This is a genomic window from Catenovulum agarivorans DS-2, assembly GCF_000568405.1.
GTDB classification, from domain to species: domain Bacteria; phylum Pseudomonadota; class Gammaproteobacteria; order Enterobacterales; family Alteromonadaceae; genus Catenovulum; species Catenovulum agarivorans_A.
Genome location: NZ_ARZY01000022.1, coordinates 38294 through 54333, shown reverse-complemented (window position 1 = coordinate 54333; position 16040 = coordinate 38294). Strand labels below are relative to the sequence as shown.

Below are 16040 nucleotides of genomic sequence, written 5' to 3'. Positions count from 1 at the left end.
TGGAAATTAACTATGAAAACTTTAAGCCACAAAGTTACACAAATGATTAAAAGTGCCATAGCTTTAACTGTTATGGCGGCAACACTTAGCAGTTGTGCTGAAACAACTGCTAAAACTGCGAAACGCGTAGATGAAAGACCCAATATATTGGTGATCTTAACCGACGATATGGGTTATGCCGATGTTGGTTTTAACGGTTCACCAGATATTAAAACGCCTAATTTAGACCAATTGGCAGCAGGCGGCACGGTAATGACTTCTGCTTATACGGCACATCCATTCTGTGGGCCTAGCCGAGCAGGGTTAATGACAGGTCGTTATCCACATATGTTTGGTTCGCAATTTAATTTACCAACCAATAAAGATTCCGCTGGTTTAGGTATTCCAGTTGAAGAAACCTATATGAGTAGCGTGTTGCAATCTGCGGGTTATCGAACTGGTTTAGTTGGTAAATGGCATTTAGGTGAAGCGCCTGAGTATCATCCAAACAATCGTGGGTTTGACGATTTTTATGGTTTCTTAAATGGCGGCCATTCTTACTTTCCAGAAAAGTTTGTCAAAACGTATAACAACCTGCGAGCTCAAGGTCGCGACAATACGATTTTTCAGTATTTACGCCCTTTGGAGCATAATGGTAAAGAAGTCGAGGTAACTAAATACTTAACAGATGACTTGTCAGATAAGGCGTCACGTTTTATTACTGAATCGAGTAAAGTTGATAAACCATTCTTCTTATATCTAGCTTATAACGCGCCGCATACACCGTTAGAAGCAACCGAAGAAGATATGGCTCAGTTTCCTCATATTAAAAACAAAAAACGTAAAATCTATGCAGGTATGGTGTACGCTGTAGACCGTGGTGTTGGGCAAATTGTTGAAACGTTAAAACAAACAGGCCAATATGAAAATACCTTAATTGTATTTTTCAGTGACAATGGTGGTAAAACCAAAGCTGGTGCCAATAACCACCCGCTAAAAGGTAGTAAAGGTGATACATTAGAAGGTGGATTTAGAACACCTATGTTTTTCCACTGGCCTCAGCAAATTAAAGGTGGTGATACTTATCATCATGTTATTTCTGCACTAGATTTCTACCCAACGTTTGCTCATTTAGCCAACGCAGCAATTCCAGCAGAAAAGAAAGTGGACGGCGTTAACTTGTGGCCTGCCTTTACTAAAGGTGAAAGTGCGCGACCAGGTAAAAGCTTGTTTGCGATGCGCCATAGATACGGTTACAGCGATGTATCTATTCGTCGTGACAACTTTAAAGCGCAATTGTACGGAAATGGCCAATGGAAGTTGTTTGATGTACATAACGACCCTGCAGAAACCACTGACTTGGCTGCACAATATCCCATCTTATTACGTGAGTTAGTTGAAGATGGTGAAATATGGAGCTGGCAGCATGCTAAGCCGAAATGGTTCCATATTCACAAAGAAGGTTTTGATTGGCGTGAAAAATCAATGCCAAGATTTCACGAAACTTTCGCAATAGACAGGGCGAATTAGGCGAGAGTTTGTTGACTCGTTGAACCTGCTTGTTTACCAAAAGGCCAGTTGCGTAAGCGCTGGCCTTTCTTCAATTAACAATTTTAATGCAAACAACATTTTTTATATTTTTTGCCGCTACCACAAGGGCAAGGATCATTACGGCCAACCTTGGCGGTTAAGCTGCTAACAGGTACACTGTTTTGCAAAATGTATTCTTCACCAAATAAAGTATTGCTGCGCAACTGATCTGTTGCTTGCGCCATAAGCTGATTTATTTCGTCATCCATTTGCTGTTGGTGCTGCTGTTGCTGATGGCCGTCGCCAGCAACATTATCAGCTGTTTGCCAAGTCGCAAAAACCTCAGCTAAGTTAAACTCTGTATAAATTAAGCCGGATTCTATTTGTTTGATACCTTTGGCATGATCCCATGCTTTAATTTCGTCTTTAGGTGCGCGATCTTCATCAAACACATCTTTGCTGCAAAGGGCAATAAACTCGTTTTTAAATTCATCCAGTTGGTAATCAATACATGATGTTGCCAGAACGCTAAGCAAATAACGATTACTTAAGCTCAGGTTTGTTAAAAAGGTGCTTTTCCAGTAAGAGACATATTCAAACAATTGAGCTCTTGAAACAGCACCTGCTTCATACTGGGCAAATACCACCTCAATTGCCGAACCTTTGCCATACATAGCCGAGTGACTATCTAAAATGTAGTCAGAGAGTATTTCGGGGTTTCCGTCGGCTAAGATATAAAATACGCTTGGGATCAATTCTGTCAGTGTATCGCCAAAAACACTTTCAATAGGGGTTAAAAAAGTGTCTTGGCAGGAGAATAACTCAAGAATCTTATCAAACGCTTGACTATGCTTCATTTCAGCCAGCAAAAACGTACCATAAAATAACGTGCTTTGTTGTTGTGGGGTTAACTGAGCAGGATCTGCAATAAATTTATCAATTGTATTGAGGATCTCAGGACAGACGACAGACCAATGCGCCTTTGCTTGTTTGATGCCATCTAATGGCAATGAGTCGTTTTCTGTACTTGCCAAGGCCTGTAAAATTTGTTCTAAGTTCATCTGTTTAGTCTGGTGGGCATTCATGTGCTGGATTATACCCTATCGCTAGACAAGTATAAATTGACCTAATCAGCTGAAACTAATTTAGCTATATAGATTTGAAAGTTTTTGCATGCCTGTCATACATGACTATCGAGCTACACACACCGACGTTTAACGAATTATCCATAGCAATTTTTACAAAATCTAAATGGGCTGTGTGTTTATTGCCGGCCAAATGCTCTGCCGGTATATCCTTGTTTAGCTCAGCAAAGTGGTGTTTTATTGTGCTAAGTTCAGCTTGGCTAAAACCTTTAAGCTCAGGGCCAAAAATATATGTGGCGTTTTCTGGGTGTTGGTAAGTTTCTAGATATTTGGCATCTTTTTCCATTTCAACCACCACTAAAGTGGTTTTAGCAGGCAAGTGTTTTAAAAAGTCTGCAAGAGTTTCGAAATACAACACCGTTAAATTAGACATACCATCTTGCGTGTCCATTTGGTGGGTAAATTTATGAATGTTGCCTTTATATTTATCCGCAATAAATCCACCAATTACAATAACTGAAGACACTGCAAAATTTTGTCCACTGCGCATAACCGTGGCTAAATTTTCACGGTTTCTCGGGTTTAATAAAACAAAGTTACACACCATGGTTTAAATGCCTGCAAGTATTCTAAAGCGCGAATTTAACCCCAGCCAATACTAGAATGCAACTTCTGTTGCGGCCGCTTCGATTTATTAACCTTAAGTGTTAAAAGTAAAATAATCGTTAATAATTAAAACGTATGATGTTTACACAAGTTAAACAATATAGTAGATTATATATGTTTTTAGTTGGATTCGTTAGGGATAAACGCACCAACTTAAACTTTGTTTCTAATAATTGAGGCACTACAAGATGAAACTACAACAGAAATTTACAACCTACTTTAAATCGGTCGTGTTCATGGCTGGTATGGCACTTAGTTCAACCGCGTTTGCTGGCTTAATCAATGCAGATTTCAGTAATGATCTGAATGGCTGGGAAGGTGACGTATTCATTTATGAATATGCGACAGACAGCACTTTTGAAGAATATAACGTTAATGTTGGTGACTATACAGCTAATTTTGCAACAGCGGGCAATAGCGTTACTTTAACAACATCTGCTGACCAAGATAACGAATACTATGGTATTTATCTTTTCCAGCAATTTGAAGTTGCAGCAAACTCTGCAGTATTGTCATTGGAATACTCAACTTTTCTAACAGAGCCACTAGACGACCTTTTTCAAGTGTCTTTGGTTGATCAAAACTTTGACTTATTACACGACTTTACCATCGACGGGTTAAGTACTGATATTAGCGCCTACGCAGGTTCTGAAATTGCACTTTATTTTGGAGTGCTAGATGGTGATTTTAGCTTAGGCGACAGTCTTACCGTTTCTAACATTTCTATTAGCAGTGTACCTGTACCCGAACCAACAACTTTTGCCATTTTTGCATTGGGACTTGCAGGTTTAAGCGTACGTAAAAAATTGAGCGCTGCCTAACAGGTTGACGGTGCGCATGCCACAGCGCATTTTCTAATCAAACACATTTAACAATCGCCACATTGTTGAAAACACAACTTATTAAAATTTGGAGAGGATAAATGGGTATATCCAATTTAATCCCTAAATTAGCAAAATTTGCTGCGCTAACACTTGCTTGCGGTTCGGTAAATTATGCTTATGCTCAAGAGGATGGTTCTTGGGTAACGGTAGACTCAGCAACTATTGAACAAAGTGCTCGATATACTAAACGCCGGGTTGGTTATTATACTTTTAATACTGTATCAGTACCTGAAAATACCGAATTGTCAGAGCAGTTGCGTATAGTTGTAACTGATTCAAGCCACAATGTATTAGACGCAGACGGCTTAACCGCCAGTAATCAACCTTATTTCAACCTAAACAAGATAACCGATTCATTGCAAATCAACTTCGCAATGAAACGTGCCGCATTTTCTTATAACGCAGAATTACAACAATACGTATTAGCTGAACCCGAAGTGTTTAGCTTTGGTTACGATTTTAATTCTATCGAAGATATTCAAACAGAAAATAACAACTGGGAAGGTTGGGTTTACCCCACCAGAAATCGTGGTGTGATGGCATTTGAAGACACTGCTGGCGCTGATGGTAGTGCTGCATTTTCATACACGGATACCAGCACTAATACCAACATTACACAAAATGGTATTCGATTTAATAACCGTACCAATAAAAAAAATATTAACCCATGGACTGATGCACTAGCGACAGCATATGGCGAAACCTTAGAGTCTGTTTCACTGTGGGTTAAAGTTGAAAAAGCGGTGGCAGGCAATGTAACTGTGCGCCACAACCTAGTGCCTTTTCCTGTAATTGACGACAAAAAAGGCCCAACTATAAATGCGGGTATCGACTTAGGCCCGCAATATGAAATGGTTATTCCAGCATCAGCCAATAATACTTGGGTACAAGTTGAGTTTGTTGATACTAAAACAGGCTTAAAACAATTCACCATTCCTGAAACTTGGGTTCACTACGATGGTGAATCTGACATTCAGGTATATCCACAATTTTTATTTGATGGTTTAGAGATAGGCGACAAAGTATATGTTGATAACTATAAAATTGGCGCGCCACTAGAAAATGCGTGCTGTGAGCCAGTAGAAGATGACACTGGTACAGGCGGTGGCTCTGATGGAAATACTGGCGACGACACTGGCGGAAGTGGCAACAACAGCGGGGTTGAAGAACCTGAATATAATCTAGGCGACCAATTGGTGTTTAACTACAGTTTTGACAGCAATGAAGTGGCAGAAAACCAAGGTAGTCAAGGTTGGATTTATAGCGTAATTGATCGTGGAGCTATGGCATTTGAAGATGGGTTAGGCCGCAGTGGTGCAGCACTTTCATATACAGATACCAGCGTTAATGTTAATCCAGAACAAAACGGTATTTATTTACAAAAATGGCGTGACAGCGAATTCACCGCGAGGTTTGCTAATCATGGACATATTATTAAAAGTGTCAAAGTTTGGGTTAAAACAGAGCTCACAACAGAAAAAGACATTGAAGTTATTCACTACTTATTACCTTATGGTTTAGTCAGTGGTAATAAGCGCAATAACTATCCTGCGGCCGTTGCTGCAGCGCCTAAATATGTAGGTGTAGTGCCAGCGGGTTCAACCGGTTGGGTTGAGATTAATCTAGAATTACAAGACCAAGAGTCAAATCAGTTTATTATTCCTTCAACTTGGTTTGGTTATAACAATGGCGATTTAAATATCTACCCTGAATTTAAATTCGGCAACACTGAAGTTGGTGACAAAATCTACCTTGACGATTATGAAGTGTTAACCGAAGTAGGCGAACCACTGCCTATTCCAACTGACTTCACCATCGAATATGATTTTAATGATGCAACCGTTGCACAAAATGGCGGTTGGGGTTTTGTTTTAGCAGGTTTCGGCACCATTGGTCTTGAAGAAGGCAGTGGGTATCAAAACAGCAATGCAATTTCTTATACAGACAGCAATGCTGCAACCAACATAGATAACCAGTCATTGTTATGGCACAAATGGGGCAATGCCAACCCATGGAGCCAAGCATTTGGCGGCGGTAAAATTGAAACTGAAATTCAATCTGTGACCTTGCTAATAAAAGTTGAAAAGGGTGAGGGTAATCTTGGTACCGAGCCGGTAACGATTAAACATCATTTATTGCCTTGGAACGTCACATTGGATGGCGGTAAATTTGGTAAAGTTGAAGCTGCTAAAGCGGTAACCGCAGACTATACAGCAAGTATTAATTCGGCTGATTTTGAAAATTGGGTCGAGGTGACTTTTGTTGACGCTAATACTAACGCTCAATCATTCTCGATTCCTGATAGTTGGATTTTAACCAATGGCAGCGACATAGTAGATGTATTACCTTCGTTCTTCTTTGGTGGTTTGGAAGTAGGCGACAAAGTTATTATTGACGATTATGTATTAACTGGTGATAACGCACTTGCACGCAGCGGCGCTATTGTTAACGAAGAGCCAGAGCACGACTATGGTTTACATGATGGTAGCGGCACTTACACAAGTAACCCTCGTCCAACACCTTTACCTGTAGTGGATACTGATTTTTATATTCCTCCAACTCAATATGGTGTTGAGAAAAATGCCGTAACTGACTTTGCGGTTAATAACACGGATACTGAAGATGATACTGCGTCTATGCAGTTAGCATTAGACCAAATCAGTGCCGAGCAAAACGGTGGTAAACTGTATATGCCTGCTGGCCATTACTACTTTAGAAGTTTGCATATGCGTTCAAACGTACATTTAGAAGTTGACGAAGGTGCAGTATTCCACATTACACCAGGTGGTGGCTATAACGTGTGGATGTTTGAAATGGGCAACCAAAGCAAAGCAGAAAACTTCAGCTTAGTTGGTTTAGGCAATGGTTTTACAGTTGATTTACGCGATGCACCAAACGAAAGAACTGCGGTATTCAAAATGGGTGATATTGAAAACTTTAAGTTCTCTAACTTCAAAATTGAAGATAACAAAACCATTTTTGCATCTTTCCTAGTCGGGATTGTTGAACGCGATAATGATATTTTCTGGCCTGTGAACGGCATTATCGAAAACATTGACCAGAGCAATTCATTGTTTGGTTATGGTTTAGTACAAATGTACGGTGCAGACAATATCTTATTCCGCAACTTACATAGTGAAGGTGGTATCACCTTACGTATGGAAACCGATAACCTGACCATGAAAGACTATGGCAAAGGGGGGATTCGCAACATATTTGCAGAAGATATTCGCGGTACAGATTGTTTATCTCCTGTGATGTTTGGGCCACATTTCCAACAAAATGGTTCGGTTCAGGTTAATGGTGTTGTGTCTAATGGTTGTGGTTTTGCTGTACGTGTAGACGGCGGCTTTGTCGAATTGTTTAGTCCTGCTGGTGAAACGCATACACGCCAAAGTTGGAGAGATGCTGTTAATGCAGAAATAGGTGAAGGTTGTGCTCAGCAACCATACGCGCGTGGCAACAACCAATGGGCATCACGTATTACCCCAACTAAAGCCTGTTTAGATGAAGCGCACCGAAGATACGGTTTAAAACCAGGTTGGTTTGCTGAATCGCACGTGTACAACGTAACAGCCATTAATGGTATTGATGCGCACTTAAAACAAGATCAGTTAGATTATTTCACAACCACTAACCAAACCTGTGCCAATGTTTGTTTACCAACAAACGAGCAATGGTCACGACAAGGGCAAATTTATATTGGTCCGTCAATTGGTGGTGTGCTTGATGAAAATAAATTGGGTGTTGATTACAACTTCAATATCAATATTTACAATTTAAATATGGTTGATTTTGCAACACCTAAACTAGATTTCGTTAATGGTGATACCGCCACATCTCGAGTGTGTAATTACTACGGTATGCAAGCTTGCCCAGATAGTCGCTGGTAAGTCACTTCATTCAGCTTAAAGAGCGGTTGTTGTAACAATCGCTCTTCCTTCGATTTAAAAATTAAGAAGTAATTTATGTCTAAAAAATATTTAGCTTATTTAGTTGCAGCTACGTTATTAACGGCATGTGGTAGCGATGTTGACACAACAAATGCCGACGACAATACTGGTGTTGAAACACCAACACCAACACCAACACCAACACCAACACCAACACCAACACCAACACCAACACCAACACCAACACCAACACCAACACCAACACCAACACCAACACCAACACCAACACCAACACCAACACCAACACCAACACCAACACCAACACCAACACCAACACCAACACCAACACCAACACCAACACCAACACCAACACCAACACCAACACCAACACCAACACCAACACCAACACCAACACCAACACCAACACCAACACCAACACCAACACCAACACCAACACCAACACCAACACCAACACCAACACCAACACCAACACCAACACCAACACCAACACCAACACCAACACCGCCCGCTGATGAGCGGCCAATGGATACAGATTTTTCAGCCTATCAAGGTGAAGAAGTTGGTTTTTTTGAAAATAAGGTATTTGATGACGAACCAGAAATTGTATATGCAGAGCACACTTTTACTGCCGATACCGACGACAGTGCAAGAGTGAGCGGTGCATTAAACCGCGCACGTAAAGAAGAAAATGGTGGTGTAGTAATACTGCGAGTTGCACAAAACACAGATGCAACTACAGGCACAGCGAATAACAGATTTAGCCTTGCACATATTCCAGTACCCGCCAATGTGCGCATTGAAATAGAGCCAGAAGTTGTTTTGGAAATGCGCGGCAACAAAGAAACCAGCAATGTGAATAGAAACATATTGTTTAGTATTGGCCGCAGTAATGGCCCAGGCAATTTGTTGGACGAGCGCGTGGAAAATGTTGAAATAACCTCAACCGACCCAAGCCGCAGTTTCACCATTGATGCAACCACCAATAACCCAATTGAATATGGCAATATGACTGGTGGCAACGGTGGTGGTTTAGTCAACCTAACCCGAGCTGTTTCTTTTGCAATTGGTTATGCGCGCAACTTTGCTGTTTCTAACGTGGTGATTCAAGACAACTATACAGAAAACGTATCAGTGCAATTGGCAGCCGACCACGATAATAAAGACGGTGCATTCGCCTGGCGTTTTGGTTCAAAGCCTGTGTTTTTACAAGATAGATACGACAATCAAGGCGGCGCAAACAACCCAATGAATCCAATAAATATTCCACTAGCAACCAACAGCAATGGTGATTTTATTGACGACGATGGCAATATAGTCCCAGATATGTTTGCTATACAGCGCAATCCAACCTATGGTCGCACACCAATCAAAGGCAGTATTAAAAACATCAAAGCCATTAATGTGCATACTGGTTATGGTGCGGTTCAGGTATATGGTGGCGACTGGGTGGAAATAGACAATATTGAAGCCGTTCACGGTGTTGGTGTGCGCATAGAAGCTGGCAATGGTACAACCAATGATAAAGTAAACCGTTCTGGACCTTATTATTCATCAGCCAATAAAATTAAAATATCTAACATTAAACTGACAAAAGGCTTTACTGCAGTTTGGCTGAAAACCCACAGTAAAATAATGAAAGATATTAGTGTCGAAAATGTTGAAGCAATTGATAGTGGCAGTGCACTGTTAATCGGTAAAGGGTCATACGACTGTAAAGGGCGCGAATGTCGAGATTTAACCCGAGGGCGCATCAATAATGTGTCGATTAAAGGCGATATAATTTTACGCCAAACCATATTCGACCAACCGGTTGCAGAAGTGGGCAACCTCTCAACTTATTTATTGAGTTTGTCCAACCGTGAGTATTTAGCGGCGCAAACCAATAAGAGCATTACACAGATATCGCGTAACGATATTGCAAAAACGACAGATAAATCTGGTGAACGTTGGTACTACATATTCCCAGTTGCACCCGTATTGGCTTTGTCGCAACTCTCTGCTACAGAAATAGGGGATGAATCAGCAGTAGAAGGGTTCTTTGGTGTTGACTATAGCCAAGCCAACATAGTGCAAGACGGCTTAGCTTTGGGCGCAAGTGAAACCAAAAGGGCGAATATTTTGTATAGAGGCGATATGCAACTACCAAACGGAGGTGATGCATCAAGCTTTATCTATAAATAACGACAAAATATAGCGATGTTTTTATAGCCAATCATCTCAGCAAGGGCAGTAAGTAGCCCTTGCTATTTAACCAGAACTCTGGACAACCACTTACCTTCTAGAGAGTGTTTCGAGCGTGATTATGTTTGATTTTTGCCATCGAACAGAATACCTTTATCCAACTTTTGACCGTAAGCATATACACACAAAGTAGACAGTTTTGGCAAAAGTTGGTGGTCACACAATAATAAAGTGACAGGATATATTAATAATAATTTAGTAAGGAAAGTTAGATGATTAAACACATAAAAGTTGTGGCAGTTTTGTTTGCTGCCATTATGATGAGTGGTTGTGCTGGTTTAGGTGCAATGAAACAAGTGCAGTTTCAAGATAACGCTAAACCCGATACAGCAATGGTTAATATTGTTCGCCGTGCGGTATTTATGGGCGATGGTGCAAAAGTAGAAGTATGGGACGGTGACCAATTTATTGGCACTTTAGGTGCAGGTGAACTGCTCCAATACGAAGCAGAGCCTGGGGTACACACATTTATGGTTTATGTACAAGGTTCATGGGGCGTTGCCAAAGGTGAATTAAAAGCAGGCAAGTCGTATTTCTTGAAATTTAATATGTCTGGTTTTGGCCCAATTAGCTTAGGTGTAGCTGATTCAAACGATCCTCGAATTGCCGAATGGAAAACCATGAAAACAATCACCATTGATAAAGCTGCAACTAAGGAAGTACCAGAGAAGTACATCCAAGCTGCTAGAAAAATCTTAACTCGTGTTGAAAATGGCCAAGCTAATGTTACACAAATAGTGGATGGTCACGCGCTATAAATTAAATTGATTAAGCGCTTGTATGTATCTTATTGCAGGCGCTTAATTGTTTCGGTTGGTCAATCATGAAAGATTTTATCAAGCAAAAAATTAATGCTATTCAAACGCAAACAGCTCAAAGCTACGCCGAGCTAGTCTCAGAAATTAGCGCTAAATTATCTGTAGTAACCGAGGTCGTAAATGGTATGCCATTTATTGCTTCTGCAGAAAAATCAGCGAACTGTCAGTATGACGAAAAACACTATTTTGTCGTACCCTATAAACTTTCTGAACATGGCATTGCTTTGCATACAATGCGTTGTTTACCTGACGGTGTGCCAGAAATTAACGACCTGCCTAAAAGACGCGTATTTCACTTTGTTGATGAGCACAGCGAGCATCAACTAAAACATCTACTGCTAGCCCAAGTAGAAGATACAGTGAAAAATCAACACCAAGGACAGGTAAGCAGTTTAGAAAAATTAGCCAATGATATTGATAAATTAGACAATAAATTAACCTATGGGCTTTTGTTGGTGGGTGGATTGTCTGCATTAGTTAACCCTTTATTGGGCGCTTCAATAGCTGCCAAAGCTTTACTACCGAGTGCTTCAGGTTTGCTCAATAAAAATGGGCTAAGGCCAATAGGCGAAAAACTTACTCAAGCACAGTTAAAATCGCAAATAGACCAAGCCAAAACGAATGTACAGCGTGATTTTGCAGCGGGCAATACTCTGAAAATTTACAACCCAATATTACAAGAACTAAACTTAGCGCTTAATACTAATGAAGCAGAGCATGACCCCTTATTTGATTTTGATTTGTCTGCATTGGCTATTAGTGAAGAAGACGGTGGCAGTTGGCGTAAGCTAACGATAACTGCATTAGCTCATTTATACGCAGATATTATAAACGACCCCAAAAAGCACCAAGCTGCCCAGCTAGGGCCAGAAGATTTGAGGTGGCTGAAAGTGTTGTTTGCTGAAATTGATGCTGGTTAACTACGCGGTGAATAGATAAATAATCTAATCCAGTACAAATGCGATTTTCAGTTTGGTCACTGTAATGTCGAGTTCTAATTACAGCTCTGACGGTTTATACAATTATTACACTAAGGGTGTGATTTTATTCAATTTAAGAAAATACATAATAGGCCAGTCGATTTACGATTAATTACTGTCTTGCTTTCTACAGTAAAATATTGAGGTTGACATAAATTTTAATTAAATTAAGTTTCTGAAATTAATTATTTTTTATTGATGGGTTTACGGTTCGAAATCAATTTGGATACTGTGAATCCTGATCAATAAGCTGTTATATTTCTTTGAAGTAATATGAAAAAAAGTATTAAAACAAGCCATGAATTGTATCTAAAAAGCTCATTTGAAACATGGCGGTACTTGTCCTGTTTTACGATCGTTGTTGTTTTTATAGCTTCATTTTTTCGCGGGAGTGATTTTGAATTAGTAAATATTATAAAAGGCGTTTCTTTCATAGTCATTTCTATAGGGTTACTATGTTATGGCGTTATTTATTGGGCTACGTGGAAATCTATAAAACTAGGTGAGCTAGAAGATAATGGCATATTGTTCAAAAAGCCTCCCGAAATATAACAAGTTGCTTAAAAGGACGTATCACGCTTGGCTTACGCTCCTTCGTCGCAAAGTTTAGCCAAGCTTACTAAGCCCATTAACAGGGCGTTTAGGCTGTAGAATTACTCATTTTTTGAGTTACTTATGCTGTAAAACACACATATTCTTACCTGATTTTTATCACTTTTATCTTATTCATTTTTCACGCATATTTAAGATGGTTTATCCGTTCAGAATGAAATGATGACCACTAATTGGCATTATTTTGCTTAAAGGCGCATTTTTGGCCTCATTGCAGGCTATTTCTAAGTTTTTCGATGTTGTGAACTCAACAATACATTTGCCACTGTGCATTTACTTTAGTTTTTCCGCGTAAAGTGAAGTAATCCATCCCTTTATTTTTGGTAATATTGTCAAATACAGGTTCAATCCAGCCCTGCCGTTTACTATATTCTCGTCGAACTTGTGGGCTGTCTCTTTTGGTTTTTATTTTATCGCTGAGTTTTTGCGTTGAACGCCCCAGCAGGCAGTACCAGTGTTGTTTGGTGCAGACAGACAGGGCAGTGGCGATTACCCAAGTGAGCCTTTGGCTTATAATGACATTGTCAGGTGTGCCTCTGGCTTACCAGACCTACTACTGATGCAAAATTTGAGTTGTTTGAATGTTAGCTTGTCGTCAGTTAGCTGACATTGAAAATTGATAAACCAGTTTCTGCTTTTGGCACAAAGCATCTATTGTTACATGAGAAAAATATGAATTATAAAAATGGAAATTATCGTTTGAGCGATGACCGAACTGACATTCAGTTTGATCAAGTCGTAGCGCTTTTAAGGTTGTCTTATTGGGCCAAGGAAAGACCTGTAGACACAATTAAGCAATCCATTGATAACAGCGTGTGTTTTGGTCTTTTCTATCAAAATGTACAGGTTGGATTTGCCAGAGTGGTCACAGATTTTGCGTCAGTCGCTTATATCGCAGATTTAATCATTCATCCAGATCATCGTGGAGCAGGCATTGGAAAATGGATGTTTGAAATTATCCATTGTGATGCTCGCTGGCGCACTAAATTTCAGTTTTTAGTGACAGACGACGCACATGGTTTGTATGAAAAGTTTGGTTTTTCAGGCAGCAACAAACTTATGAGCACCGAAGTTTAACCACGTTGGGATTCACCTAGGCTTATTCCAACCTAGCATTTTCGGCCAGAATTTCTTTATGGCCTTCAAACTCTTGATATAGTTTTTCGTGTGCTTTTTGCGAAAATGTATCATTACGTGTTGGATATTGTTTTATCCAATCAATTAGCATGGATAAATTTTGGTCTTGTGCTTGTTTGCTCGGGTATTTATGTGGCTCCCACGGGCGCTTTTTAGCATTATCAATACACATATTAACGGGTAAATTCAAAAATATCAGCTTGCTGGCTTTCGGCGCTACATATTCAAGTAAATCAGCGTAGCAGCCTTCAATAACCCAATGGGTATTTTGCTGTAAAAAATCATCGATAACTTTAACTGATTGCTCCAATGGCATACGCTGTGGCGGGTTTGTATCTAACCAAGCAATTGTGTCTAAATCTAAATTTGCTAGGCCATGTAAATTGGACAAGCGTTTAGCAAGCGTTGATTTGCCAGAGCCAGAGTTGCCAAAAATGATAATTTTATTCAAAAGAATTCTCCATTCACATTTATAGATTTAGCGGTTATAGATGACCGGCATGCGCATTTTCCAGTGGTTCCAAAGGTCTGCTTGGTTAACTAATGACGCGATAAAATACGCTACATTAATTCTGCTGCTAGCGCCAGCATCAAAAATAACATTTCGCACGGGCGTTGGCGATACATCGTACGCACTGGCTTTAATTTCATTTGTGAGTGAATCAGGACGAACTGCAACCCATTCTATTGTATCTTGGTGGTCTGGGTAATTTGATTGTAAATACTCAGCAGCCGTTTCATTATCTTTATGGGGCGGCACTAAGCAGCGAATCAGCTTGACCGCAATTTTTTGAGATAGTGGCACTTTTTCGTTTGTTTGCGGGTTTTGCACGCCAGATGAGCTCATTAGGATAAATTTTGTTGTATGGTCGTGATTGCTTTTGTCACAGCGTTCTATTGCTGTGCACAAGCGTGCTACCGCGTCTGTAACCAATTTACGTGGCTGACCGTATATACCTTTTAAAGTCATGTTGTGTCCTAGGCAACAAACGATTGCTCGGCAACCCAGTACTTGTGACTGTAATTCTTTATCGGTTAAATCAAGCAAACTTGCTTGTGTGATGCTTAACTTAGGGTGCGTTTTTAGTTTGTTTGGTAGATACTCTGTTGAGCGAACGATAATTCGAACTGCTTCACCGTCAGCCAACAATTTTTCTACGACTAATCTGCCGGTCGCCCCGCTTGCACCAACAACTAATGTGGTCATATTCGTCTCTCTATATTGTTTACTTCGGATACTTTACCTATACAATAATGTAATTAATACGCTTAAAAATGCATGTTAGGTATACAAAAACGTATGAATTGGAATGCCATAAAGTTTGACTGGAATCATATACGCTCGTTTTTAGCAACGGCCGAAGAAGGCTCGCTGTCAGCTGCGGCTCACGTTTTGGGTTTAACGCAACCTACGTTAAGTCGGCAAATTCAGGCATTAGAATCAGGACTTAAGGTCAAACTGTTTGAGCGTGTTGGCCAGCGGTTAGTTCTCACTGCTAGTGGCGTTGAATTGTTACAACATGCTAGAGCCATGGGCGATCAAGCTTTTAATCTTTCATTGGCAGCAACCGGGCAGTCACAGCAACTTGAAGGGACAGTGACCTTATCAGTTAGTGAGCTAACGGCAACCCATGTATTACCAAAAATACTTGCAAAAATTCGAACGGCCGAGCCGGGTATACATATTGAAGTTGTCGTCACCAATGAGTCGAGTGACTTGAAAAAACGTGAAGCTGATATCGCCATTCGAAGTTTTTGTCCAAAACAGCCTGATTTAATTGTTAAAAAGCTCACCGAAGAAGTTATTTGGTTATATGGAACCGCCGATTATCTCCAGCAGTTTGCGCGGTTTGATAAGTTGGCTCAGTTAACGGATATTCAGATTATCGGCTTTGATAGTTCGACTACAGTTATCGATATTCTTAATGCCCAGGGCTGGTCACTCAGTGCAAAAAATTTTGCCTTGGTTAGTTCATTTCAACCTTTGCAATTGGAGTTATGCAAACAAGGGCTAGGACTAATGTTTATGCCGGAAGATATAGCTCAACGGGAAACTGAGCTGGTTAAAGCATTTGCAGATATGGGGCCGATAATGACATTGGACGTATGGTTAGTATGCCATCAAGAACTGCGCACTAGTTTAAGAGTGCGCAGAGTATTTGATTTAATTGCACAAATGTACTGTGCGCCGTAG

General features: G+C 40.2%; 12 protein-coding genes and 1 pseudogene. 8 read left to right on the top strand and 5 right to left on the bottom strand.

Going from position 1 to position 16040, the window contains the following annotated elements; translation table 11 throughout:
* The first annotated feature begins 12 nt into the window (after positions 1-12).
* Entirely contained in the window at positions 13-1509 is a 1497-nt protein-coding gene (locus tag DS2_RS12055) for a sulfatase-like hydrolase/transferase (protein WP_200870143.1), read from the top strand.
* Between the two features lie 83 nt (positions 1510-1592).
* Here the strand turns inward: DS2_RS12055 and DS2_RS12050 are convergent, their stop codons facing one another.
* Together DS2_RS12050 and DS2_RS12045 are read right to left on the bottom strand one after the other, a co-directional pair.
* Entirely contained in the window at positions 1593-2594 is a 1002-nt protein-coding gene (locus DS2_RS12050) for a DUF1186 domain-containing protein (RefSeq protein ID WP_235188595.1), read from the bottom strand.
* Positions 2595-2658: 64 nt separating this feature from the next.
* A complete protein-coding gene (locus DS2_RS12045) occupies positions 2659-3201 on the bottom strand; it encodes a TrmH family RNA methyltransferase (RefSeq protein WP_035015060.1) in 543 nt (180 codons plus the stop codon).
* A 247-nt stretch (positions 3202-3448) separates the two neighbouring features.
* Between DS2_RS12045 and DS2_RS12040 the strand changes: the two genes are divergently transcribed.
* The 5 genes from DS2_RS12040 (at position 3449) to DS2_RS20860 (ending at position 12037) form a co-directional block, all read left to right on the top strand.
* On the top strand, positions 3449-4081 hold the full coding sequence (locus DS2_RS12040) for a PEP-CTERM sorting domain-containing protein (RefSeq protein WP_035015059.1): 633 nt from the start codon (positions 3449-3451) through the stop codon (positions 4079-4081).
* A 101-nt stretch (positions 4082-4182) separates the two neighbouring features.
* Complete coding sequence (locus DS2_RS19940) at positions 4183-8037, top strand: glycosyl hydrolase family 28-related protein (protein ID WP_051479833.1); 3855 nt, start codon at positions 4183-4185, stop codon at positions 8035-8037.
* 75 nt (positions 8038-8112) lie between these two features.
* Entirely contained in the window at positions 8113-10239 is a 2127-nt protein-coding gene (locus tag DS2_RS20725) for a hypothetical protein (protein WP_200870142.1), read from the top strand.
* 272 nt (positions 10240-10511) lie between these two features.
* Entirely contained in the window at positions 10512-11057 is a 546-nt protein-coding gene (locus DS2_RS12020) for a hypothetical protein (protein WP_035015055.1), read from the top strand.
* Between the two features lie 65 nt (positions 11058-11122).
* The gene (locus DS2_RS20860; protein WP_235188594.1) at positions 11123-12037 is read left to right on the top strand and encodes a hypothetical protein; all 915 of its coding nucleotides are present in this window, start codon (positions 11123-11125) and stop codon (positions 12035-12037) included.
* Positions 12038-12956: 919 nt separating this feature from the next.
* Here DS2_RS20860 and DS2_RS20295 read toward each other — a convergent pair.
* Positions 12957-13142: pseudogene (locus tag DS2_RS20295) on the bottom strand (transposase); the annotation flags it as partial.
* Between the two features lie 176 nt (positions 13143-13318).
* Between DS2_RS20295 and DS2_RS12005 the strand changes: the two are divergent.
* Entirely contained in the window at positions 13319-13786 is a 468-nt protein-coding gene (locus tag DS2_RS12005) for a GNAT family N-acetyltransferase (RefSeq protein WP_235188593.1), read from the top strand.
* 22 nt (positions 13787-13808) lie between these two features.
* Here the strand turns inward: DS2_RS12005 and DS2_RS12000 are convergent, their stop codons facing one another.
* Positions 13809-14297 carry an AAA family ATPase gene (locus DS2_RS12000; protein WP_035015053.1) on the bottom strand — a complete coding sequence of 163 codons (489 nt, stop codon included), beginning with the start codon at positions 14295-14297 and terminating at the stop codon, positions 13809-13811.
* A 27-nt stretch (positions 14298-14324) separates the two neighbouring features.
* Entirely contained in the window at positions 14325-15053 is a 729-nt protein-coding gene (locus tag DS2_RS11995; RefSeq protein WP_035015052.1) for an NAD(P)-binding oxidoreductase, read from the bottom strand.
* 93 nt (positions 15054-15146) lie between these two features.
* Between DS2_RS11995 and DS2_RS11990 the strand changes: the two genes are divergently transcribed.
* Complete coding sequence (locus DS2_RS11990) at positions 15147-16040, top strand: LysR family transcriptional regulator (protein WP_035015051.1); 894 nt, start codon at positions 15147-15149, stop codon at positions 16038-16040.